This is a genomic window from Pseudomonas sp. LRF_L74 (assembly GCF_965644255.1).
Classification (GTDB): Bacteria; Pseudomonadota; Gammaproteobacteria; order Pseudomonadales; family Pseudomonadaceae; genus Aquipseudomonas.
Window position 1 is genome coordinate 157,468 of the sequence record NZ_CBFFRH010000008.1, and the last position, 21,426, is coordinate 178,893.

Below are 21,426 nucleotides of genomic sequence, written 5' to 3' on the forward strand. Positions count from 1 at the left end.
CACGCCCGGACAACCCTGGCGGGCAGAGCGTGCGCTCGATCACTGCACGGGCATACGCGCTTCCTTTGCAACGAACCTGTCATCTAGTGCCGTGATACTTCGTTCGGTATCGAGATGCTTACAGCGCATCTCGCTCCAGCGTTTCGGCAGCAGGATGCCGCCGATGTCGTCGCTCGTACCAGGATGGACCTTATCTGCAAGGAGGTGCGCTGCGCGTGCCTCACGGAAAGGCACATGCATTCGTACCGCCACGACAGCCACCCCTCTCTGCGCCATCTGCTCATGGTGCTGCTTGCCTGCATGAGCTGCGACGCCTTCGCCGAAGACTGGCGCGAGCGGCCCTATGCCTACCGGGTCATCGACCAGGACGTGCGCGGCGTGCTCAGCGAATTCGGCCGCAACCTCGATATGCCGGTGATCGTTTCGCGCCAGGTCGAAGGCAGGGTGCATGGCGACATCGGTGCGGCGACAGCCGGCGAATTCCTTGCCCGCGTGGCCAGCAGCAACGCGCTGCTCTGGTACCGCGATGGTTCGGCCCTGGTCATCGACCGCGAGGCGGATATCGGCAGCCGCAGCTATGACGTGCGCGCACTCGACGCGGGCAGCGTACGGCACGCCATGGCCGATCTCGCCGCCGACGCCAGCCCGCAGATCACCAGCCGCTTCAATGGCGACGGCCTGCTCACGGCATCCGGGCCGCCGGGTTATCTCGACCGCGTGCAGCAGCGCCTCGACGCCTTGCGTCCCGTTGCGCGTAGCGCTGGCCCGGAGCGGAGCGAATCCGGCGTACGCGTGTTCCGCGGTGGTGCCCAGACGGAAGTGGTCAGCGACAGGCGCTGACTCCAGATCCCGTGCCAATGGCACATCAACCGAGAAGGAGACACTCATGTCCATCAACCCAGTCGACAGCAGTGCCGTTACCGACGGCTCCGACGCATCGGTCAACGAACAGAGCTTCAACGATGCCATCGAGAACGCGGAGGGCGAGCTGTCCGATGCCGACTTCGAAGAGCAATTGATCACCGGGGCGATCACCGTGGGCGGGCAGATGATCATCATGCCGCGCGCCAACGACATCCTCAACGAAGCCATGTCGGACGAATAATCCGCCGAGGACGCCACTATGACGCCAACCATCGGAGTCGCCACCGCTGCAGTACCAGGGCAGGAGTTGGCGTCACAGAGCCTGTTCGAACACATGGCGCGCCAGGCCCAGGGCATGCCCCAGGGCACCAGCCCCGGCCAGTTGAGCGAGGGCGTGCTGAACAACCTCGATGGCTACCTCAATCGCGCCCGTCAGTTCGCTGACAAGGCCAACGATTTCAGCGCTCGGCCATCGCCGCTGGCGCTGGACGGCCAGACCGCTGCCAGTGTCAAGGACCCTGCACCGACGTTGCAGGAAAAGCACCTGGAACAGGTCGTTGGCTCCCTGAGCATGATGTTCGACCACGCCATCGAAACGCAGATGGTGGTGCGCGGTGCGACGCAGATCTCCGGCGCCGCCAATACCCTGCTGCGTGGTCAGTGACCATGGCCCCTCGTCATCCCCTGCGCCTGTTGCTGATCGTCCTGCTGGCCGTGCTGATCCAGGGCTGCGACAGCGAACTCTACAGCGGCCTGCAGCAGCGCGAGGCCAACCGTATCGTCTCCACGCTGCTGGCCCAGGGTATTTCCGCCGACCGGGTGATGCAGAAGGACGGCACCCTGACCGTGACGGTCGACAAGAGCCGCTTCGCCGAAGCCATGGACCTGCTGGAGGCGGCCGGCCTGCCGGAGCAGAAATTCTCCAACCTGGGCGATGTGTTCAGGAGCAACGGCCTGGTGTCGTCGCCGCTGCAGGAAAAGGCGCAGATGATCTACGCCCTCAGCGAGGAGCTGTCGCACACCTTGTCCCAGGTCGATGGCGTGCTGTCGGCCCGCGTACACGTGGTACTGCCCGACAACGACCTGCTCAAGCGCAACGCGGTGCCGTCGTCGGCCTCGGTATTCATCCGCTATGAGCCGCGCCTGGATATCAATCGCCTGATTCCCCAGGCCAAGACCCTGGTCGCCAACGGCATTTCCGGCCTGGGCTACGACCGCGTCTCGGTGATCCCCATCGAGGCGCCGGCCCAGGCGAGCGTGGAGCAGGCGCCGCTGAGTCGCTTCCTCGGCATGACGTTGCAGGAGAGCAGCCTCGGTATGGCGCGCCTGCTGTTCGGTGGCCTGCTGCTGGCCGTGCTGGCCCTGGCTGGAGCCCTGGGCTGCCTGCTTTACCGCCGTCCTGCCGCGCCACGCACCTACTCGCTGGCGGTGCAGGAGGGATGATCAGTAGCGTCACGGAAAAATGGCCGCTGCCAGCGCATGAGACCTTGGCGCTGATTCATCCGCAATGGATCGTCGAGTGCTTCCTGCCGGCGAAACTGTCGACTGATGAAGTGCAGGTATTGCTCCAGCAATCGCGTTTCCATGAGCGCCTGCTGGGGGCGTTGCAGCAGCATCACGGCTTGGACGCGCTGGACGGCCTGAGACGTGCGGAGCCGGCAGCGGCCGCGTTCTTCATGGCTTCCCGTGAGCGCCGCGAAGGGCTGGCGCGTGCCTGTGGCGCGGTGGCCCATGCCGCCTCGTTCACCCATGCGTTGCAGGCAGCCCAGGTACGCGCCCTGCGTGAGCGCTTCGCTGCCGGCAACGTCGAACTGGCGGTGCGCCACCGGGCGCTGGCCCTCGATCGCGCGCCCATCGACGATCCGCTGGTTTTGCAGGCCGCCATCGACCGCGATGGTGTGGCCTGCATCGACGCCTGGTTGCAGGCCTTGCCCGCCAGCGTCGCCGGCTGGTTGCGCCTGCGCGGCGAGCCGACCTCGGTAGCAGCCGCGCCGAACGAGGATATGAGCCAGGGCGGGCCGCGCATCGTTCGCGCCCTGGCAGTGGACGTATTGACCCCAGAGGAACAGGCATGAACCCAGAACTGCCCAATCGCCCGGCCGGGCCAATCATCCGTGCCGAGCACGTCGAGTGCTGGAGCGATGGCTATGCCTTCCTGGAGGCGGCGCACCGCGAAGCCGCGCGCATCCGCGAGGAGGCGGAAGAGGAGGCCCAGGCGCGCTTCGACGAGGCTCACTCCGAAGGCTTGAAGATGGGCCGCTATGCCGCCGCCGAGCTGCTGGCCCGCGCTCGCGCCAGGCTGGATGCCTATATCAGTGGCCTGGAAGGGCAGATGGCGGAACTGGCTATCGTCCTGGTGCGGCACCTGGTGCTGGAACAGCCGCCGGCCGAGGTCATCGCCGGCCTGGCTGCCCGTGCGCTGGACGAATATCGCGACAAACAGGGCCTCAGCCTGCACGTTGCTCCTGAGTGGGCGCAGCCGGTGCAGGCACGCCTGGAAGCGGCATTGCCTGCCGGCGACGTACCGCGTGTGGTTTCCGACCCGCAACTGGAAGGCATCCAGGCCACCCTGGTCGGCCCGTTCGCGGTGGTCGATCTCGACCTGGAAAGCCAGCTCGAGCTGCTGCTCGGCACCCTCAAGAGCGCTGCCGAAAGAGCGGCGGCATGAGTCGCGGCATGTTTCTTTCCCAGCTCGAGGACCTCATGCCACGCCTGCGCGAGCGGGCCGAGACGGCGCAATCACGCCAGGAGCATGGGCGTGTACGCCGGGTCAGCGGGGTGATGGTGCACGCCAGCGTGCCGATGGCGAGGATCGGCGAGCTGTGCCATCTGCGCGATCCGTTGAGCGGGCGCAGCGTCCCGGCGGAAGTGGTGGGGTTCGCTGACGACGACGCGCTCCTCACGCCCATCGGAGATCTGCAGGGCATCTCCACCCGCTGCGAGGTGCTGACCACTGGCTCGGTGCTCAGCGTGCCCATCGGCGAGGCGCTGCTGGGCATGACCATCGACCCGCTGGGCCATGTGCTCGATGGCACGGCCGAGCAGCGTGCGTTGCTGGCTTCGTTGCCGCGCTATCCGGTGCACCGCGAGCCGCCGGCGGCGTTCAGCCGGCAGTTGATCGAAGAGCCGATGCAGCTCGGTATTCGGGCCATCGATGGCCTGCTGACCATCGCCCGTGGCCAGCGCGTCGGTCTGTTCGGCGAGCCGGGGGCGGGCAAGTCGTCGTTGCTGTCGAGCATGGTCAAGGGCAGCGATGCCGAGGTGATCGTCCTCGCCCTGATCGGCGAGCGGGGCCGCGAGGTGCGCGAGTTGCTGGAGCGGCATCTCGACCCGGCCGCGCGCAAGCGTACGGTTACGGTGGTGGCGACCTCCGACCGCCCGGCGATGGAGCGGGTCAAGGCGGCCTATGTCGCCACCAGCGTCGCCGAGTACTTCCGTGACCAGGGATGCCAGGTCCTGCTGTTGATGGACAGCGTCACCCGCTTCGCCCGTGCCCAGCGCGAGATCGGCCTGGCCGCTGGCGAGCCGGCTACCCGGCGCGGTTTCCCGCCATCGCTGTTCGCCGAACTGCCGCGCTTGCTGGAGCGTGCCGGGCCTGGCGAGCAGGGCACGATCACGGGGCTGTACACGGTGCTCACCGAGGGTGACGGCAGCTTCGACCCAGTGGCCGAGGAGGTGATGTCGATCCTCGATGGCCACATCCTGCTCAGCGCGCGCCTTGCCCAGCGCAACCATTTCCCCGCCATCGACGTGCTGCGCAGTCGCAGCCGCCTGATGGACACCGTGACCCCGCCGCGGCAACGGCAGAGCGCCGGGCAATTGCGCGATGCCTTGGCCCGTTACGAGGAAGTCGAGTTGCTGCTGCAGGTCGGTGAGTACAGCAAGGGCAACGATGCCGAGACCGATGCGGCGATTGCCCGCCACGCGGCCTTGCAACGCTTCCTGCGCCAGGGCCCGGACGAGCGTTCGAGCATGAGCGAGACCTTGCAGGCCATGCTGGAGATCATGCAATGAAGCGCCTGGCGCGCCTGCATGAGCTGGCGGCCAAGCGCGAGCGCCTGGCCCTGGCGGCCTTGGGCCGGGACGTGCGGGCATGCGACACGGTCCGGCAAAGCATGTGCGACCTGGATGAGCGTGCCAGCAAGCGGTACGCCGAAATCGACCACGAGCAGGAGCAGGCCTGGCAGTGTTTCGTGAGCGGCACCATCGACTACGCCCGGGTCATCGACCAGCAGACCCGTGAGGCAGCCCAGGCGCTGGAGCTGGAGACCCTGCAGGCGCAGCGTGACGAGGCGGGCACGCGGCTCGAACAGGCCGAGCGCCAGCGCCAGGTTTCCCGGCAGGCCTACGCCCGGGCCCGACGTCGGCTGACGGGCTTGCAAACCCTCGCTGAACGCCATCGGCAACAGGCTGACATCAGGAGCCAATTACTCGCCGAAGAAGACCAGCCCCAGCCTCCCATGTCCTGGAAAGACCTGCATTGAACGCCTCGATCAGCCGTCTCGCCTCACTCACCGACGAATTACCCGAGTATTCGACCGCCCAGGCCGCCGCGCTGAACCGCTTGCGCCGTGCCTACGCGCCAATGCGCGTGGACCTCGCCGGACACCCGTTGCCGGTTCGCCTCGATGCTGGCAGCGTGGTGCCTGCAAGCGGTGCTGCGCTGGCTTTGCCATTGCAGGTCGATGGATGCCCCGCACAGTTGCACCTGGACAGCGCCGCCTGCGCCTTGCTGCGTGGCGATGGCATGGACTGGAGCATGGCCCCGGCGCACTTGCGCGGGCTGCTGCTGGAGGCCGTTGCGCTCGACGCTGTGCAGACCCTCGAGGCGCGCCTCGGCAGTGTGATTGGTTTTCCCTGTACCTCGACGCTGGAAGCGATAGGCGATCCTGTCACCCTCGGCTTCGTCATCGGCGAGCGCGAGGCCATGGGCTGGATCGTCCTGGGCGGCGATCTCGCGCGGCGCGGCGCGATCTTCGACGAGTTGCCGCTGCAACCCCGGGCCCTGGCCGGACTGCCTTTGAGCGCGAGCCTGCAGGCGGGCTGGCAGCGCTTGAACCTGGCCGATCTGCGCAGCCTGCGGGCCGGCGATGTGCTGATGCTCGAGCGCGACTATCGACTCAACATCCATGACCGTCTCAGTGCCACTTGCCATGCTCCGGATGGCCGGCGGGTGCGCCTGAGCGCTGACTTCATTCGTTCATACAGCAGTGAGGAGCCCGCCATGTCGGCGCGTGACAGTTTCGACGATCTTCCCGTGCGCCTGGTCTGCGAGGTCGGCCGCGTGGAAATCCCCCTGGGCGAGTTGCGCAGCATGGGCGAAGGCAGCGTGCTCGACATCGGTGGCGAGCTGGCCAACCCGGTGCGGCTGATGGCCAACGGTCATTGCGTCGGTCGCGGCGAACTGGTCAAGCTTGGCAGCGGCCTGGGCGTGCGGGTGACGAGCTTCGCCGATGAGTGAACAGTCCAACCTGATCGAAATCATCCTCGTCGTTTCCACCATCGGCCTGATTCCCCTGGCCGTGGTGACCCTGACCGGGTTCCTGAAGATATCCGTGGTGCTGTTCCTCATCCGCAACGCCCTGGGTATCCAGCAGACCCCGCCGAACCTGGTGCTCTATGGCATCGCCCTGATCCTCGCGGTGTATGTCACCACGCCGTTGGCCGGCGAGATGATGCGTCAGTTCGAGGCGCGGCCATTGCGCTTGCAGAGTGTCGACGATGTGCGCGAGGTGGCCGGCGCCCTGCGTGGACCGTTGCAGGCGCACCTGTCGCGCTATGCCGAGGAAAAGGAGCGGGCGTTCTTCATGCAGGCCACGGAAAGCGTCTGGTCGGAGGAGGCGAGGGCGGATTTGCGCGACGACGACCTGGTGGTGCTGATCCCGGCCTTCGTCAGCTCGGAGCTGACCCGCGCCTTCGAGATCGGCTTTTTGCTCTATATCCCGTTCCTGATCATCGACCTGATCGTCTCCAACGTGCTCATGGCCATGGGCATGATGATGGTCTCGCCGACGCTGATCTCCATTCCCTTGAAGATCTTCCTGTTCGTCGTCGTCGACGGCTGGTCGCGGCTGATGCACGGGCTGATCATGAGTTACGGAGGCTGACGTGGGCGAGGGGCGTTTTCTCTCCCTGATGCAGGATGCCTTGCTCACCGTGCTGCTGCTTTCCGCGCCGGCGCTGGGGGTGGCCATCGTGATCGGGCTGGGGGTCGGCCTGTTGCAGGCGCTGACCCAGATCCAGGACCAGACCCTGCCGCAGGCGGTCAAGCTGGTCGCGGTGTTGCTGGTGCTGATCGTGGTCGGGCCGATGCTGGCCGGTCAGGTGGTCGACCTGACTGGCGAGATGCTCGACAACTTCGCCGCCTGGACACGTTGAGCGCAGCGTGGATTTCGAAGCCGCCAACGCCTTCTTCGAGTTCGCCTACCCGCTGCTCAGTGCCTTTGGCCTGGCCGTGGCACGCGCCCTGGGGCTGGTGCTCATCACCCCGGCGTTCAACCGTCTCGGGCTGTCCGGCATGCTGCGCTCGGCGGTGGCGGTGGTCATCTCGATTCCAGTGGCGCCGCTGGCGTTCGCCGCCCTCGGCCAGATGGAGCAGCCACCCGGCGCGCTGACCTACGCCGGACTGCTGATCAAGGAACTGGTGATCGGCGTGATCGTCGGCCTGCTGTTCGGCATCCCGTTCTGGGCCGCCGAGGTGGCGGGCGAGTTGATCGACCTGCAGCGCGGTTCGACCATGGCGCAACTGCTCGACCCGCTGCAGATCGGCGAATCGAGCGTGATGTCGACCTTTCTCAGCGTGATCCTCATCGCCCTGTTCTTCATGAGCGGGGGCTTCCTGGCCATGCTCGACGGTTTTTACCAGAGCTACAGGCTATGGCCGGCACAAGACTTCGCGCCGGTGCTGGCCCAGCAGTCGGTGTTGCAGATGCTGCACATCCTCGATCGCATCATGTACATCGGCGTGATGATGATCGCGCCGTTGGTGGTCGCCTTGCTGGTCGCCGACCTGATGCTCGCCTACCTGTCACGCATGGCGCCGCAACTGCACGTGTTCGACTTGTCGATGCCGGTGAAGAACCTGCTGTTCGCGGTGCTGTTGACCCTCTACGCGGCCTTCCTGCTGCCCTACATGTTCAGCCAGTTGGGCGACTTGCCGCAGGCGTTCCAGCAGATGGTCGGGATGCTGGCTGGTTGAAGGGGAACCGGCGGCTGCGCGAGCCGCTTCCACGGCCGCAGGCTTTCGGCTATCTTTGCCGCCCCGCCTCGGAGCTTCGAATGCCGCGCCCTGCCTGGACCCTGCATGCCTACCACTTGATCGAGCCTGACGAACAACTCGACCTGTTCGCCTGCCGTGAGGTACGCATTCATCTGGTAGCCCGTCAGCTCGAGCTCAATGGGCATGCCGATCGTACGCTGTGCGGCGGTTTGCTGCCTGCCTGGCCAATGATGCGCAGCATCGACAGCAGTGACTTGCGCGACCGCCGTCTCTGTCCGGCCTGCAAGGCCGCGCTGGTTGCCCAGCGTCAGGGGGAGCGGCCGCTCTGGCCTGACGCCTGACATCTCCCGGCGCTTGGTCATGCCGTGTACAATCGCTGCTCCCACACCTTGCCAAGGATTCACCTGGATGTTGCCGCGCGTTTCCGCTGTCGCTCGCTTTCTGTCGCTGACCAGTCTCTTCGCGGCAGGCCCCGTTGCCGCGCTGGAGTTCCCGCTGCCGCCGCCGGGCGAAGACATCGTCGGCCAGGTCCAGGTGGTCAAGGCCAAGTACGAAGACACCTTCGCCGACCTGGGCGAGGCCAGTGACCTGGGCTACCTGGAAATGGTCGCCGCCAACCCCGGCGTCGATCCCTGGCTGCCAGGTGCCGGTACCGAGGTCATCCTGCCGACGCGTTTCATCCTGCCGCCCGGCCCGCGCGAAGGCATCGTGATCAATATCGCCGAGTACCGCCTGTACTATTTCCCGAAAGGCAAGGACGTGGTCTACACCTATCCGCTGGGAATCGGTCGCGAAGGCTGGGGGTCGCCCGTCGCTCATACCACCATCACCGCCAAGACGCCCAATCCGGGCTGGACGCCGCCGGCTTCCATTCGTGCCGAACATGCGGCCGATGGCGATCCGCTGCCGGCCTACGTGCCGCCAGGTCCGGACAATCCGCTGGGGCCGTTCAAGTTCACCCTGGGCACACCGGGCTACCTGATCCATGGCTCGAACAAGAAGTTCGGCATCGGCATGCGCGTCAGCCATGGCTGCTTCCGCATGCTCAACGACAACGTCCTGGAACTGTCCAAGCTGGTCCCGGTCGGCACCTCGGTGCGCATCCTCAACCAGCCCTACAAGTTCGGCGTGAGCAACGGCAAGGTCTACCTCGAAGCGCATACGCCGCTGAACGACAATGGCGATCCGTCCCTGGCGGACAAGCACACCGAGGTCATCAATACGCTGCTCAAGCGCGAGGACATGGCCGATCAGTCGCAACTGGACTGGGATATCGTGCGTGAAGTGATCGCCTCGGAAGACGGCATGCCGGTCGAGATCGCGGGCGCTCTTCCACAACAAGGCCAGCAGCCCGGTGCTGTCGCCAATGGTGCTGACGCAATCGCCCAGTGATTGCCGTTGACATGAAAAAACCGGCCATTTGGCCGGTTTTTTCATTGCGGGCCTCAGCGAATCAGACTGAGAAACTCGCTGCGGGTGGCTGCGTTGTCGCGGAATTCGCCCAGCATGACCGAGGTCACCATGGAGGAATTCTGCTTCTCCACGCCGCGCATCATCATGCACATGTGCTGGGCCTCGATGACCACGGCGACACCGGCTGCGCCAGTGACCTGCCGCACGGCTTCGGCGATCTGGCGGCTGAGGCTTTCCTGGATCTGCAGGCGGCGGGCGAACATGTCGACGATACGGGCGACCTTGGACAGTCCCAGTACCTTGCCCGCTGGCAGGTAGGCGACATGCGCCTTGCCGATGAATGGCAGCAGGTGGTGTTCGCAGAGCGAATACAGCTCGATGTTCTTGACCAGAACCATTTCACTGTTGTCGGAGCTGAACAGGGCGCCATTGACGATTTCTTCCAGGCTCTGTTCGTAGCCGCGGCACAGGTACTGCATGGCTTTGGCCGCGCGTTTCGGCGTATCGACCAGGCCTTCACGGGTAACGTCCTCGCCAAGCTGGCCGAGGATCTCGGTGTAATGTTGCGCTATTTTCTGAGTGCTGGATTCCATGGGGCTTCCGGGGAATATGAAAGATCGGCGCGCCATTCAAGGCTTTGTCGAGCCACCGGGCTCGTTCCTGCCGCCAGGGGCGGAGCAATGAGTTGCACGCTACAGCTGGGTCGATGGGGCCATGTCAGCCGACATCATACCCTTCATCAGGCACGGGGTCGCGACCGCGGGCGCCCGGCAAGTGTAACGGAAGCCGTACGGGCGCGTCCCGTGGCTTGTTGCAGAGGGGATTTAGCGCTGCGTTTGCCTGCCGTGAGGCACATTGCGAAAAGCAATCATAACGGCTGGGTGACTTCTGTTTTCCGAGCCACTAGAATGCATGCCCTTGATTCTGGGCCGGAACGGCCGGCTAACGTCTGTGCAACGAGGAATATCCATGCAAGTTTCTGTTGAAAGCACCTCCGCTCTTGAGCGCCGCATGACCATCGGTGTGCCGGCTGAGCGCATCGAGAACGAAGTGACCAAGCGTCTGCAGCAGACTGCCCGTCGTGTCAAGGTTCCCGGTTTCCGCCCTGGTAAAGTGCCGATGAGCGTCATCCGCCAGCGCTACGAGGACAGCGCTCGCCAGGAAGCCCTGGGCGACCTGATCCAGTCTTCCTTCTATGAAGCCGTGGTCGAGCAGAAGCTGAACCCGGCTGGCCAGCCCGCCGTCGAGCCGAAAGTGTTCGAAAAGGGCAAGGACCTGGAATACATCGCCACCTTCGAAGTCTTCCCCGAGTTCGAAGTGACTGGCCTGGACGGTATCGCCATCGAGCGTCTGCAAGCCGATGTCGCCGACAGCGACATCGACAACATGCTCGACATCCTGCGCAAGCAGAACACCCGTTTCGAGGCTGCCGAGCGTGCCGCCGAGAATGGCGACCAGTTGAACATCGATTTCGTCGGCAAGATCGACGGCGAGGCCTTCGCCGGCGGTTCCGCCAAGGGTACCCAGCTGGTACTGGGCTCCGGCCGCATGATCCCTGGCTTCGAAGATGCCCTGGTCGGCGTCAAGGCTGGCGAAGAGCGCGTCATCACCCCGACCTTCCCCGAGGACTACCAGAACCTCGACCTGGCCGGCAAAACTGCCGAGTTCACCATCACCGTGAACAGCGTTTCCGCGCCGGTCCTGCCTGAGCTGACCGACGAGTTCTTCGCCCAATTCGGCATCAAGGAAGGCGGCATCGACGGCTTCCGCGCCGAAGTGCGCAAGAACATGGAGCGTGAGCTGCGCCAGGCCATCAAGGCCAAGATCAAGAACCAGGTGATGGAAGGCCTGCTCGGCGCCAACCCGATCGACGCCCCCAAGGCGCTGATCGCCAGCGAAGTCGACAGTCTGCGCGTACAGGCCGTGCAGCAGTTCGGTGGCAACATCAAGCCCGATCAACTGCCGGCCGACCTGTTCGAAGAGCAGGCCAAGCGTCGCGTGGTGCTCGGCCTGATCGTCGCCGAAGTGGTCAAGCAATTCGAGCTGAAGCCCGATGATGCCCGCGTTCGCGAACTGATCGAGGAAATGGCTTCGGCTTACCAGGAGCCCGAGCAGGTCGTGGCCTGGTACTACAATAACGACCAGCAACTGAACGAAGTGCGTTCGGTTGTGCTGGAAGAACAAGTTGTAGATACTGTCCTGCAGAAGGCCAAGGTGACCGACAAGTCGGTCTCCTACGAGGAAGCCGTAAAGCCGGCAGAGGCCGCCAAGGCTGAGTAATCTCCAGCCTTATCGAGCACACCATAAGCCAGCCTCCGCGCTGGCTTATGCGTCTTTGAGACATGAAATGTTAGGGAGTGATCGCTAGACATGTCGCGCTATCCATTTATGCAGCAAATGCCTGATATCCAAGCAGCCGGCGGCCTGGTGCCAATGGTTGTCGAGCAATCGGCCCGCGGTGAGCGTGCCTATGACATCTACTCCCGCCTGCTCAAGGAGCGAGTCATCTTCCTGGTCGGCCAGGTCGAGGACTACATGGCCAATCTGGTCGTGGCTCAGTTGTTGTTCCTCGAAGCGGAAAACCCCGAGAAGGACATCCATCTCTACATCAACTCGCCGGGCGGCTCGGTGACTGCCGGGATGGCGATCTACGACACCATGCAGTTCATCAAGGCCGACGTATCCACCACCTGCATCGGCCAGGCCTGCAGCATGGGCGCGTTCCTGCTGGCTGGTGGCGAGAAGGGCAAGCGTTTCTGCCTGCCGAACTCGCGCGTGATGATCCACCAGCCGCTGGGCGGCTTCCAGGGGCAGGCTTCGGACATCGACATTCATGCCCGCGAGATCCTATTCATTCGCGAGCGCCTGAACCAGTTGCTGGCATATCACACCGGGCAGAGCATCGAGACCATCGAGCGCGACACCAACCGTGACAACTTCATGAGCGCCGAGCGGGCCAAGGAGTACGGTCTGGTCGATGCCGTCCACGACAAGCGGCAATTGCCGGTCTAAACAAGGCGCCGAGTGGGGGCGGCGGTCTCGTTCCGTCGCCCTCGCACTTGAAAATGGCTGCATTTGCCTTCATCTTGTTTTTCAAGCCCCACCGTATTGGATTGATCGAATGACTGATACCCGTAACGGCGAAGACAGCGGCAAGCTGCTTTATTGTTCCTTCTGCGGCAAGAGCCAGCATGAAGTGCGCAAGCTGATCGCCGGCCCTTCGGTATTCATCTGCGACGAATGCGTCGACCTGTGCAATGACATCATCCGCGAGGAGGTGCAGGAGGCTCAGGCTGAAAGCAGTGCCCACAAGTTGCCTGCTCCCAAGGAAATCAGCTTGATCCTCGATCAGTATGTGATCGGCCAGGAACGGGCGAAAAAGGTTCTTGCGGTAGCGGTCTACAACCACTACAAGCGCTTGAACCAGCGCGACAAGAAAGATGACGTCGAACTGGGCAAGAGCAACATCCTGCTGATCGGTCCGACCGGTTCCGGCAAGACGCTGCTGGCCGAGACGCTGGCTCGCCTGCTCAACGTGCCCTTCACCATCGCCGACGCGACCACGCTGACCGAGGCGGGGTACGTGGGTGAGGATGTCGAGAACATCATCCAGAAGCTGTTGCAGAAGTGCGACTACGATGTCGAAAAGGCCCAGATGGGTATTGTCTACATCGACGAGATCGACAAGATTTCGCGCAAGTCGGACAACCCCTCGATCACCCGCGACGTTTCCGGCGAAGGCGTCCAGCAGGCACTGTTGAAGCTGATCGAAGGCACCGTGGCGTCGGTGCCTCCGCAGGGTGGCCGCAAGCATCCGCAGCAGGAGTTCCTGCAGGTCGATACGCGCAACATCCTGTTCATCTGTGGCGGTGCCTTCGCTGGCCTGGAGAAAGTCATCCAGGCACGCTCGACCAAGGGCGGTATCGGTTTCAATGCCGAAGTCCGCAGCCAGGACCTGGGCAAGAAGGTCGGCGTGGCCCTGCGTGAAGTGGAGCCGGACGATCTGGTCAAGTTCGGCCTCATCCCGGAGTTCGTTGGCCGCCTGCCGGTCATCGCGACCCTCGACGAGCTGGACGAGGAAGCGCTGATGCAGATTCTCACCGAACCGAAGAACGCGCTGACCAAGCAGTACGGCAAGCTCTTCGAAATGGAAGGTGTGGACCTGGAGTTCCGTCCCGATGCGCTGAAGGCCGTGGCCAACCGTGCACTGGAGCGCAAGACCGGTGCTCGTGGCCTGCGTTCGATTCTCGAAGGTGTGCTGCTGGACACCATGTACGAGATTCCTTCGCAGAACGAAGTCAGCAAGGTCGTCATCGACGAGAGCGTCATCGCCGGTACGTCCAAGCCGCTGCTCATCTATGAGAGCATCGAGCCGCAAGCCAAGGCCGCGCCTGACGCCTAAGCGGAGGCGAGTCGATGGAAAAATGCCCGTATCGCGAGATACGGGCATTTTCTTTTGGGCCGTGATCGTCGGATTCTCACTGGAGGAACGCCGCGCTCATCAACTGCTGGGTGTATGGATGCTGTGGGGCGTTGAAGATGTCCCGCGAGTCTCCCTGCTCGACTACCTTGCCCTGTTTCATCACGATCACGTGGTGGCTGAGTGCGCGGACCACCGCCAGGTCATGGCTGATGAACAAGTAGGTCAGGTTGTATTTGGCCTGCAAGTTGCGCAGCAGCTCGACGACCTGGCGTTGTACGGTTCGGTCCAGGGCCGAGGTCGGTTCGTCCAGCAGTATCAACGCTGGTTTGAGCACCAGTGCGCGAGCGATAGCGATACGCTGGCGCTGGCCGCCAGAGAATTCATGGGGATAGCGGTGACGCGTGGAAGGGTCCAGGCCGACTTCATTGAGCACGTCGATGACCGCCTGCTCGCGTTCCTTGGGCGAGCCGATGCCATGGATGTCCAGGCCCTCCGCGATGACTTCGCCAACCGACATGCGTGGGCTCAGGCTGCCATATGGGTCTTGAAACACCACTTGCATCTCTCTTCGCAGTGGGCGCACGTCACGTTGCGACAGTCCGTTCAACTGCCTGCCCTGCAGGACGATGGAGCCCTGGCTGCCATTGATCAGGCGCAGAATGGCCAACCCGAGGGTGGATTTGCCCGAGCCGCTTTCGCCCACGATGCCCAGGGTCTGGCCCTGGCGCAGGCTGAAGTCGATGCCATCGACGGCCTTGACATGATCGACCGTGCGCCTGAGCACGCCTTTCTTGATTGGAAACCAGACCCGTAGCCGTTCCACTTCGAGCATCGGCTTGCCGGCGGGGTTGTCCGCAGGTTCGCCCGAGGGCTCGGCGGCCAGCAGTTCGCGGGTGTAGGGATGCTGCGCTGAACTGAACAATTGCTCGCAGTCTGCCTGTTCGAGGATTTGCCCGCGTTGCATCACGCAGACCCGGTGGGCGATGCGCCTGACCAGATTGAGATCGTGGCTGATCAATAGCAAGCCCATGCCCAGGCGAGCCTGCAAATCCTTGAGCAATTCGAGGATTTTCAGTTGCACCGTTACATCCAGCGCCGTCGTTGGCTCGTCGGCGATCAGCAATTCCGGCTCGTTGGCCAGGGCCATGGCGATCATCACGCGCTGACGTTGTCCGCCGGACAGTTCGTGAGGCAGTGCCTTGAGTCGCTTGGCGGGTTCGGCTATGCCGACCAGTTCCAGCAGTTCCAGGGTGCGTGCCGTGGCCGCCTTGCCGGTCAGGCCCTTGTGCAGGGCCAGCACTTCGTTGATCTGCCGGCCGATGGCGTGCAGCGGATTGAGCGAGGTCATGGGTTCCTGGAAGACCATGGCGATGCGGTTGCCACGGATGCTCCTCAGCTTGCGTTCATCCAGGGTAAGCAAGTCCTGTCCGGCATAGCGGATGCTGCCGCTCGGGTGGCGCGCCTGGGGATAGGGCAGCAAGCGCAGGATCGAATGTGCCGTCACCGATTTGCCGGAACCGCTTTCGCCCACCAGGGCCAAGGTTTCACCCTTGCGAATGTCGAAGCTGACACCGTCTACGACCCTTAGCGGCGCACCCTCGTTGCGAAACTCAACAGCGAGGTCGCGGATTTCTATCAGGTTCTCGCTCATGTCACTTCCTTGGGTCGAAGGCGTCGCGCGCCGCTTCGCCGATGAATACCAGCAGGCTCAGGAGGATTCCCAGGGAGGCGAAGGCGCTTATGCCCAGCCAGGCGGCCTGGCGGTTCTCCTTGCCCTGGGCGACCAGCTCTCCCAGCGAAGGCGAGCCTGCGGGAAGGCCGAAGCCCAGGAAGTCCAGGGCGGTCAGTTGGCCGATGGCGCCGCAGAGAATGAATGGCATGAAGGTCATGGTCGAGACCATGGCATTGGGCAGGATGTGCTGGAGCATGATCTTGCCGTTGCCCATGCCCAGGGCGCGGGCCGCCCGCACGTATTCCAGGTTGCGCCCGCGCAGGAATTCGACGCGGACCAGGTCGACCAGTGCGGTCCAGGAAAACAGCAGCATGATACCCAGCAGCCACCAGAAACTGGGCTGCACGAAGCTGGCCAGGATGATCAGCATGAACAGCGTCGGCAGCCCGCTCCAGACCTCCAGGAAGCGCTGGCCGAGAATATCCACCCAGCCGCCATAGAAGCCCTGCAGGGCGCCGGCGAGGATACCGACCAGCGAACTGGCCAGGGTCAGAGCCAGGGCGAACAGCACCGATACTCGGAAGCCATAGATGACCCGAGCCAGCACATCGCGGCCCTGGTCATCGGTGCCCAGCCAGTTCTGTGCCGAAGGCGCGGAGGGCGCCGGTACTTTCAATTCATAGTTGATGCTGGTGTAGTCGAACGGAATGATCGGCCAGAGCATCCAGCCGTCCTTGGCCGCGATCAGTTCTTGAATGTACGGGCTCTTGTAGTTGGCCTGCAGCGGGAACTCGCCGCCGAAGGTGGTTTCCGGATAGCGCTTGAGCACCGGGAAATACCACTCGCCGTCGTAACGCACGACCAGGGGCTTGTCGTTGGCGATCAGCTCGGCCCCCAGGCTCAGGACGAACAAGATCAGGAACAACCACAACGACCACCAGCCGCGCTTATGGGCCTTGAAACGGGCGAAGCGACGTTGATTGAGCGGGGAGAGGGCCATATCAGTGCTCCCTGCTTTCGAAATCGATGCGTGGGTCGACCAGGGTGTAGGCAAGGTCGCCGATCAGCTTCATCAGCAGCCCGAGCAGGGTAAAGATGAACAGCGTGCCAAGTACCACGGGATAGTCGCGGTTGACCGCCGACTCGAAGCTCAACAGGCCAATTCCGTCGAGGGAGAAGATCACCTCGATCAGCAGCGAACCGGTAAAGAAGATGCCGATGAACGCAGCGGGGAAGCCTGCAATGATCAGCAGCATGGCGTTACGGAAGACATGGCCATAGAGCACGCGGTTTTCGCTCAGGCCCTTGGCGCGCGCGGTGATCACATATTGCTTGTTGATTTCGTCGAGGAAGCTGTTCTTGGTCAGCAGGGTCAGGGTGGCGAAGTTGCCGATCACCAGGGCGGTGACGGGCAGCGTCAGGTGCCAGAAGTAATCGAGGATCTTGCCGGCCAGGCTGAGTTCGTCGAAATTGCCTGACGTGAGGCCGCGTATCGGGAACCACTCCCAGTAGCTGCCACCGGCGAACAGCACGATCAGCAGAATGGCGAACAGGAAGCCTGGGATGGCATAGCCGATGATGATCACGCTGCTGGTCCAGATGTCGAAGGCGCTGTTATGCCGCACTGCCTTGCTGATGCCCAATGGAATGGAGATGAGGTAGGTGATCAGCGTGCTCCACAGGCCCAATGAGATGGAAACCGGCAGCTTCTCCTTGATCAGGTCGATCACGCTGGTGTCGCGAAAGTAGCTTTCGCCCAGATCGAGGCGTGCATAGTTCTTCAGCATCAGCCACAGGCGCTCACTGGGCGGCTTGTCGAAGCCGTACATTTTCTTGATTTTCTCGATCATGTCCGGGTCCAGGCCCTGGGCGCCACGGTAGCTGGAGCCGGCCACCGATACTTCGCCACCGCCTCCGGAGAAGCGCCCGGTGGCACCGCCGGAAGCCGCATCGAAGCCTTCGAGCTTGGCGATCATCTGTTCCACCGGGCCGCCGGGGACGATCTGGATGATAAAGAAGTTGATCAGCAGAATACCGAGCAGCGTCGGGATGATCAGCAGCAAGCGCCGGATGATGTAGGCCAGCATGGTCAGGGCGTCTCCGCATCGGTTGCTTTCTGCTCGGGCAGCACTTCACCGACCGGCTTTTCCTGCCACCAGGTCATCAGGCCGTATTGGGCGTCGTAGGCCGGGGTCACCGCTGGCCTGCCGAAACGGTTCCAATAGGCCACGCGATGGCTGCTGACGAAGTAGTTGGGCACCACATAGTGACCCCAGAGCAGGACGCGATCGAGGGCGCGTGCGTGGGTGATCAGCGACTGGCGTGAGTCAGCCTGGATCATGCTTTCCACCAGCGAATCGATGGCCGGGTCACGCAGGCCGATGTAATTGCGGCTGCCTGGTTTCTCGGCGCTGCTGGAGTGCCAGAAATCGCGTTGCTCGTTGCCGGGAGAATTGGACTGCGGCCAGATCGCGGAGGTCATGTCGAAATCGCGGCTGCGCATGCGGTTGACGTACTGCGAGCTATCGACGCGGCGGATCTGCATGTCTATTCCCAGCTCGGCCAGGTTCCGTTTGAATGGCAGGAGGACGCGCTCCAGATTGGCCTGGAAGTTGAGGAACTCGAACGCCAGCGGTTTGCCGTTGGCATCCACCATCTTGTCGTTTTCGATGTGATAGCCGGCCTCTTGCAGCAACTGATAGGCGCGGCGGCTCTGTTCGCGAATGATGCCGCTGCCATCGTTGACCGGGAGGCTGAAGGGTTGCTTGAAAACCTCGTCGGGAATCTTGCCGCGCAGCGGTTCCAATATCTTCAGTTCGTCTACGTCGGGCAGGCCGCGAGCCGCCATGTCCGAGTTCTCGAAATAGCTGTGCGTGCGCTTGTAGGCGCCATAGAACAGCTGCTTGTTGGACCACTCGAAATCGAACAGCAGGGCAATGGCTTCACGTACGCGGCGATCCTGGAACAGCGGGCGGCGGATGTTGAAGGCATAGCCTTGCATGCCGCTGGGGTTGTGGTTGGGAATCTCGACCTTGACGAATCTCCCGGCGCGCAGGGCAGGGGAGTCATAGCCGGTGTTCCAGTCCTTGGCCGAATACTCGTAGTTGGTATCGAACTGCCCGGCCTTGAAGGCCTCCAGGGCAACCGACATGTCCTTGTAGTAGTCGATGGTGATCACATCGAAGTTGTACAGCCCCCTGGAGACGGGAAGGTCCTTGGCCCACCAGTCTTTCACCCTTTCCAGGCGTATCGAGGTGCCGGGCGAAACCTGGGTGATGCGGTAGGGGCCGCTGCCCAGTGGCGGCTTCAACGTGCTCTTGCTGAAGTCACGGCTGGCCCACCAGTGCTTGGGCAGAACCGGCAGTTGGCCGAGGATCAGTGGCAGCTCGCGATTGCCCGCATGTTTGAAGTCGAAGCGCACTTTCAGTCGGTCTTCGGCTACCACCTCGGCAATGTCGGAATAGTAGTGTCGATACAGTGGCGAGCCTTTTTCGACGAGGATGTTGAAGGTGAAGACCACGTCTTCGGCCGTGATCGGCGTACCGTCGTTGAAGCGTGCCTTGGGGTTGATGTAGAAGCGTACGTAATGGTCGTCCGGGGCCCGCTCGATTTTCTCGGCGACCAGGCCGTAGGCGGTCATGGGTTCGTCCTGGGAGGGGTAGAGCAGGGTGTCGTAAACCAGGCTGGCCGGTGATTCGCTCGCCGGATTGCCCTTGGCGATGAACGGGTTGAGGCTGTCGAAGCCATTGAAGCCAGGGGTGCGCAACAGCCCGCCCTTGGGCGCATCCGGGTTGACGTAATCGAAGTGCTTGAAGCCGGCCGGGTACTTGGGCGGTTCGCCATAGAGCGTAATGGCGGTTTCGGGCGCTGCCTGGCTCAGCGAGGCGATGCCCAGCAGCGCAAGGGCGGCGGTGCGCAGGAGTGCGCGGTGGATGGCAGTCATGGTCTGTTCTCCATGGGCTTCATCCACCACGCGCGCAGGCCCAGGGTATAGGGCGGCGTGGTGACGAAGCCGAAGCGGTTGCGGTAGGCGATCCGGTGCTGATCGATGTACCAGTTGGGAATGCTGTAATGCTGCCAGAGCAGGACACGGTCGATGGCCTTGGCGGCGGCGACCTGCTCGTCGCGGGTCTGCGCGCCAAGCAGTTTTTCGAGCAGGTGGTCGACCACCGGATCGGCGACGCCTGCATAGTTCTTGCTGCCTTTCACGCTCACCTGGCTGGAATGGAAGTATTGCCATTGTTCCAGGCCTGGGCTGAGCGATTGCGGCAGGGTCATCAGAATCATGTCGTAGTCGAACTGGTCCAGGCGCTGCTTGTATTGGGCGCGATCCACGGTGCGCAGGCTTACCTGCACACCGATGCTGGCGAGGCTTTGTGCATAGGGCAGGAGAATGCGCTCGAGGTTCGGGTTGACCAGCAGGATCTCGAAGCGCAGGCGTTCGCCCTTGGCGTTGAGCAGGCCGCGGCCAGAGGGTCTCCAGCCGGCCTCGGCCAATAGACCGAGCGCTGCGCGCAGGGTTTCCCGCGGAATGCCGTGGCCTTCGGTCGTCGGGACCTGGAAGGTTTCACTGAACAGGCGCTCGGGGAGTTGCTGGCGGTAGGGCGAAAGCAACAGCCATTCCTGACCTTCCGGTTTTCCCGTGGCGGCAAATTCGCTGTTGGGGTAGTAGCTGGTCGCGCGCCGATAGGAATCATTGAACAGTGTGCGATTGGTCCATTCGAAATCGAACATCCGGGCGATGGCTTCGCGCACTCGCCGGTCGGCGAATACCGAGCGGCGGGTATTCATGAACAGCGCCTGGGTCTGGGTCGGGATCTGATGGGGGATGGCCGCACGGATCACGTCGCCGCGGGTCAGCGCGGGAAAGCGGTAGCCATTCGCCCAGTTCTTCGCCTGGTGCTCGATGTAGAAGTCGAACTCGCCGGCCTTGAAGGCCTCGAAGGCGACATTGCTGTCGCGATAGAAGTCCATTTCCAGGCGGTCGAAGTTGTACTTGCCACGGTTTACCGGCAGGTTTGCGCCCCACCAGTCCTTTACCCGTTCGAACACCAGGCTGCGCCCCGGCACCACTTTGACGATGCGATAGGGGCCGCTGCCCAGCGGTGGCTCGAAAGTGGTCGCCTTGAAGTCACGGCCCTTCCAATAGTGCTGGGGCAATACCGGCAACTCGCCGAGGCGCAGGATCAGCAGGGGATTGCCCGCGCGCTTGAAGACGAAGCGGATGCGGTGGCGATCGAGGATGTCGACACGTTGCACTTCCTGCAGGTTGGTCCGGTACTGCGGATGACCATCCCTGAGCAACAGGCGATAGGAAAACGCCACGTCATAGGCGGTGATCGGCGTGCCGTCGTGAAAGCGCGCTTCCGTACGCAGGTTGAAGACGACCCAGCTTCGGCTTTCATTGAATTCCACCGAGCGTGCGATCAGCCCATAGCTGGATGCCGGTTCGTCGCCGGATGGGTCATAGGCGCCAGTCCCCGCCATCAGGGTTTCGTTCAGCTCGCTGATGCCGTACTGCAGGAAGTTGGGCGCGACCGATGGGCTGCTGCCCTTGAAACTGTAGGGGTTGAGCGTGTCGAACGTGCCATAGGCCATGGCCCGCACGGCACCGCTCTTGGGCGCGTCGGGGTTGACCCAGTCGAAGTGGGTGAAGCTGGCGGGGTACTTGAGGGTGCCGAACTGGGCGTAGCCATGGCTTTCGCTGATAGTCGCGAAGACGGGAAAGCTCAGGACCAGGCCAACTATCAGCGAGAACAGATTACGCATCAGGCGCTGGATTCCGGCTTTCGGCTGCTTGGACTGTACAGTAACAGCTTGTATAGGCACGAAAAA

The 21,426-nt window shown here is 63.1% G+C and carries 23 protein-coding genes; 17 read left to right on the plus strand and 6 right to left on the minus strand.

Annotated elements, in window-relative coordinates; all coding sequences use genetic code 11:
* Positions 1-234: 234 nt before the first annotated feature.
* From ACSZPK_RS20410 to ACSZPK_RS20475, 14 genes are all read left to right on the plus strand, one after another.
* Positions 235-840, plus strand: a complete 606-nt coding sequence (locus ACSZPK_RS20410) for a type III secretion protein (RefSeq protein WP_437883357.1) — start codon at positions 235-237, stop codon at positions 838-840.
* A 46-nt stretch (positions 841-886) separates the two neighbouring features.
* Positions 887-1,105, plus strand: a complete 219-nt coding sequence (locus ACSZPK_RS20415; RefSeq protein ID WP_437883359.1) for a hypothetical protein — start codon at positions 887-889, stop codon at positions 1,103-1,105.
* A gap of 18 nt (positions 1,106-1,123) precedes the next feature.
* Entirely contained in the window at positions 1,124-1,528 is a 405-nt protein-coding gene (locus ACSZPK_RS20420; protein WP_437883360.1) for a hypothetical protein, read from the plus strand.
* Positions 1,529-1,530: 2 nt separating this feature from the next.
* Entirely contained in the window at positions 1,531-2,307 is a 777-nt protein-coding gene (sctJ, locus tag ACSZPK_RS20425; protein ID WP_437883361.1) for a type III secretion system inner membrane ring lipoprotein SctJ, read from the plus strand.
* Positions 2,304-2,939, plus strand: coding sequence for a hypothetical protein (locus ACSZPK_RS20430; protein ID WP_437883362.1), 636 nt, complete (start codon positions 2,304-2,306; stop codon positions 2,937-2,939). The genes sctJ and ACSZPK_RS20430 overlap by 4 nt, the downstream gene beginning before the upstream one ends.
* Positions 2,936-3,532 (plus strand): hypothetical protein, encoded by a 597-nt coding sequence (locus ACSZPK_RS20435; RefSeq protein WP_437883363.1) that lies wholly within the window; start codon positions 2,936-2,938, stop codon positions 3,530-3,532. Before ACSZPK_RS20430 ends, ACSZPK_RS20435 begins: the two co-directional genes overlap by 4 nt.
* On the plus strand, positions 3,529-4,878 hold the full coding sequence (locus ACSZPK_RS20440; RefSeq protein ID WP_437883364.1) for a FliI/YscN family ATPase: 1,350 nt from the start codon (positions 3,529-3,531) through the stop codon (positions 4,876-4,878). The genes ACSZPK_RS20435 and ACSZPK_RS20440 overlap by 4 nt, the downstream gene beginning before the upstream one ends.
* A complete protein-coding gene (locus ACSZPK_RS20445) occupies positions 4,875-5,348 on the plus strand; it encodes a hypothetical protein (RefSeq protein WP_437883365.1) in 474 nt (157 codons plus the stop codon). Before ACSZPK_RS20440 ends, ACSZPK_RS20445 begins: the two co-directional genes overlap by 4 nt.
* A complete protein-coding gene (sctQ, locus tag ACSZPK_RS20450; protein WP_437883366.1) occupies positions 5,345-6,325 on the plus strand; it encodes a type III secretion system cytoplasmic ring protein SctQ in 981 nt (326 codons plus the stop codon). The genes ACSZPK_RS20445 and sctQ overlap by 4 nt, the downstream gene beginning before the upstream one ends.
* Positions 6,318-6,971, plus strand: a complete 654-nt coding sequence (sctR, locus tag ACSZPK_RS20455; protein ID WP_437883367.1) for a type III secretion system export apparatus subunit SctR — start codon at positions 6,318-6,320, stop codon at positions 6,969-6,971. Before sctQ ends, sctR begins: the two co-directional genes overlap by 8 nt.
* Before the next feature lies 1 nt (position 6,972).
* Complete coding sequence (gene sctS, locus ACSZPK_RS20460) at positions 6,973-7,242, plus strand: type III secretion system export apparatus subunit SctS (protein ID WP_437883368.1); 270 nt, start codon at positions 6,973-6,975, stop codon at positions 7,240-7,242.
* Positions 7,243-7,249: 7 nt separating this feature from the next.
* Positions 7,250-8,062 carry a type III secretion system export apparatus subunit SctT gene (sctT, locus tag ACSZPK_RS20465; RefSeq protein ID WP_437883369.1) on the plus strand — a complete coding sequence of 271 codons (813 nt, stop codon included), beginning with the start codon at positions 7,250-7,252 and terminating at the stop codon, positions 8,060-8,062.
* Between the two features lie 80 nt (positions 8,063-8,142).
* Positions 8,143-8,424: a hypothetical protein gene (locus ACSZPK_RS20470; RefSeq protein WP_437883371.1), complete on the plus strand. Its 282-nt coding sequence runs from the start codon at positions 8,143-8,145 to the stop codon at positions 8,422-8,424.
* Positions 8,425-8,491: 67 nt separating this feature from the next.
* Positions 8,492-9,475, plus strand: coding sequence for a L,D-transpeptidase family protein (locus ACSZPK_RS20475; RefSeq protein ID WP_437883372.1), 984 nt, complete (start codon positions 8,492-8,494; stop codon positions 9,473-9,475).
* A 53-nt stretch (positions 9,476-9,528) separates the two neighbouring features.
* Here the strand turns inward: ACSZPK_RS20475 and folE are convergent, their stop codons facing one another.
* Entirely contained in the window at positions 9,529-10,089 is a 561-nt protein-coding gene (gene folE, locus ACSZPK_RS20480; RefSeq protein WP_437883374.1) for a GTP cyclohydrolase I FolE, read from the minus strand.
* Between the two features lie 376 nt (positions 10,090-10,465).
* On the opposite strand from folE, the gene tig reads away from it, so the two are divergent.
* The 3 genes from tig to clpX all read left to right on the plus strand — a co-directional run bounded on the left by tig (position 10,466) and on the right by clpX (position 13,898).
* Positions 10,466-11,776, plus strand: coding sequence for a trigger factor (gene tig / locus ACSZPK_RS20485; RefSeq protein WP_437883375.1), 1,311 nt, complete (start codon positions 10,466-10,468; stop codon positions 11,774-11,776).
* Positions 11,777-11,866: 90 nt separating this feature from the next.
* Complete coding sequence (gene clpP / locus ACSZPK_RS20490) at positions 11,867-12,508, plus strand: ATP-dependent Clp endopeptidase proteolytic subunit ClpP (RefSeq protein WP_437883376.1); 642 nt, start codon at positions 11,867-11,869, stop codon at positions 12,506-12,508.
* Between the two features lie 109 nt (positions 12,509-12,617).
* Positions 12,618-13,898, plus strand: a complete 1,281-nt coding sequence (clpX, locus tag ACSZPK_RS20495; protein ID WP_437883377.1) for an ATP-dependent Clp protease ATP-binding subunit ClpX — start codon at positions 12,618-12,620, stop codon at positions 13,896-13,898.
* Positions 13,899-13,974: 76 nt separating this feature from the next.
* Here the strand turns inward: clpX and ACSZPK_RS20500 are convergent, their stop codons facing one another.
* The 5 genes from ACSZPK_RS20500 to ACSZPK_RS20520 are packed head-to-tail and all read right to left on the minus strand — an operon-like array spanning position 13,975 to position 21,360.
* Positions 13,975-15,570, minus strand: coding sequence for an ABC transporter ATP-binding protein (locus ACSZPK_RS20500; protein WP_437883378.1), 1,596 nt, complete (start codon positions 15,568-15,570; stop codon positions 13,975-13,977).
* Between the two features lies 1 nt (position 15,571).
* Positions 15,572-16,591, minus strand: coding sequence for an ABC transporter permease (locus ACSZPK_RS20505; protein WP_437883379.1), 1,020 nt, complete (start codon positions 16,589-16,591; stop codon positions 15,572-15,574).
* A gap of 1 nt (position 16,592) precedes the next feature.
* On the minus strand, positions 16,593-17,678 hold the full coding sequence (locus tag ACSZPK_RS20510) for a microcin C ABC transporter permease YejB (protein ID WP_437883380.1): 1,086 nt from the start codon (positions 17,676-17,678) through the stop codon (positions 16,593-16,595).
* A gap of 2 nt (positions 17,679-17,680) precedes the next feature.
* Complete coding sequence (locus tag ACSZPK_RS20515; RefSeq protein ID WP_437883381.1) at positions 17,681-19,534, minus strand: extracellular solute-binding protein; 1,854 nt, start codon at positions 19,532-19,534, stop codon at positions 17,681-17,683.
* Positions 19,531-21,360, minus strand: coding sequence for an extracellular solute-binding protein (locus ACSZPK_RS20520; protein WP_437883382.1), 1,830 nt, complete (start codon positions 21,358-21,360; stop codon positions 19,531-19,533). Before ACSZPK_RS20520 ends, ACSZPK_RS20515 begins: the two co-directional genes overlap by 4 nt.
* Positions 21,361-21,426 lie beyond the last annotated feature (66 nt).

What these genes read in the sequence shown, in the direction of transcription:
- ACSZPK_RS20505 (WP_437883379.1), bottom strand. Translation starts at nt 16,591, where the DNA reads ATGGCCCTCTCCCCGCTCAATCAACGTCGCTTCGCCCGTTTCAAGGCC.
- ACSZPK_RS20470 (WP_437883371.1), top strand. Translation starts at nt 8,143, where the DNA reads ATGCCGCGCCCTGCCTGGACCCTGCATGCCTACCACTTGATCGAGCCT.
- ACSZPK_RS20515 (WP_437883381.1), bottom strand. Translation starts at nt 19,534, where the DNA reads ATGACTGCCATCCACCGCGCACTCCTGCGCACCGCCGCCCTTGCGCTG.
- sctJ (WP_437883361.1), top strand. Translation starts at nt 1,531, where the DNA reads ATGGCCCCTCGTCATCCCCTGCGCCTGTTGCTGATCGTCCTGCTGGCC.
- ACSZPK_RS20500 (WP_437883378.1), bottom strand. Translation starts at nt 15,570, where the DNA reads ATGAGCGAGAACCTGATAGAAATCCGCGACCTCGCTGTTGAGTTTCGC.
- ACSZPK_RS20435 (WP_437883363.1), top strand. Translation starts at nt 2,936, where the DNA reads ATGAACCCAGAACTGCCCAATCGCCCGGCCGGGCCAATCATCCGTGCC.
- folE (WP_437883374.1), bottom strand. Translation starts at nt 10,089, where the DNA reads ATGGAATCCAGCACTCAGAAAATAGCGCAACATTACACCGAGATCCTC.
- ACSZPK_RS20520 (WP_437883382.1), bottom strand. Translation starts at nt 21,360, where the DNA reads ATGCGTAATCTGTTCTCGCTGATAGTTGGCCTGGTCCTGAGCTTTCCC.
- tig (WP_437883375.1), top strand. Translation starts at nt 10,466, where the DNA reads ATGCAAGTTTCTGTTGAAAGCACCTCCGCTCTTGAGCGCCGCATGACC.
- ACSZPK_RS20430 (WP_437883362.1), top strand. Translation starts at nt 2,304, where the DNA reads ATGATCAGTAGCGTCACGGAAAAATGGCCGCTGCCAGCGCATGAGACC.
- ACSZPK_RS20475 (WP_437883372.1), top strand. Translation starts at nt 8,492, where the DNA reads ATGTTGCCGCGCGTTTCCGCTGTCGCTCGCTTTCTGTCGCTGACCAGT.
- ACSZPK_RS20410 (WP_437883357.1), top strand. Translation starts at nt 235, where the DNA reads ATGCATTCGTACCGCCACGACAGCCACCCCTCTCTGCGCCATCTGCTC.
- ACSZPK_RS20445 (WP_437883365.1), top strand. Translation starts at nt 4,875, where the DNA reads ATGAAGCGCCTGGCGCGCCTGCATGAGCTGGCGGCCAAGCGCGAGCGC.
- sctR (WP_437883367.1), top strand. Translation starts at nt 6,318, where the DNA reads ATGAGTGAACAGTCCAACCTGATCGAAATCATCCTCGTCGTTTCCACC.
- ACSZPK_RS20440 (WP_437883364.1), top strand. Translation starts at nt 3,529, where the DNA reads ATGAGTCGCGGCATGTTTCTTTCCCAGCTCGAGGACCTCATGCCACGC.
- ACSZPK_RS20415 (WP_437883359.1), top strand. Translation starts at nt 887, where the DNA reads ATGTCCATCAACCCAGTCGACAGCAGTGCCGTTACCGACGGCTCCGAC.
- ACSZPK_RS20420 (WP_437883360.1), top strand. Translation starts at nt 1,124, where the DNA reads ATGACGCCAACCATCGGAGTCGCCACCGCTGCAGTACCAGGGCAGGAG.
- clpX (WP_437883377.1), top strand. Translation starts at nt 12,618, where the DNA reads ATGACTGATACCCGTAACGGCGAAGACAGCGGCAAGCTGCTTTATTGT.
- ACSZPK_RS20510 (WP_437883380.1), bottom strand. Translation starts at nt 17,678, where the DNA reads ATGCTGGCCTACATCATCCGGCGCTTGCTGCTGATCATCCCGACGCTG.
- clpP (WP_437883376.1), top strand. Translation starts at nt 11,867, where the DNA reads ATGTCGCGCTATCCATTTATGCAGCAAATGCCTGATATCCAAGCAGCC.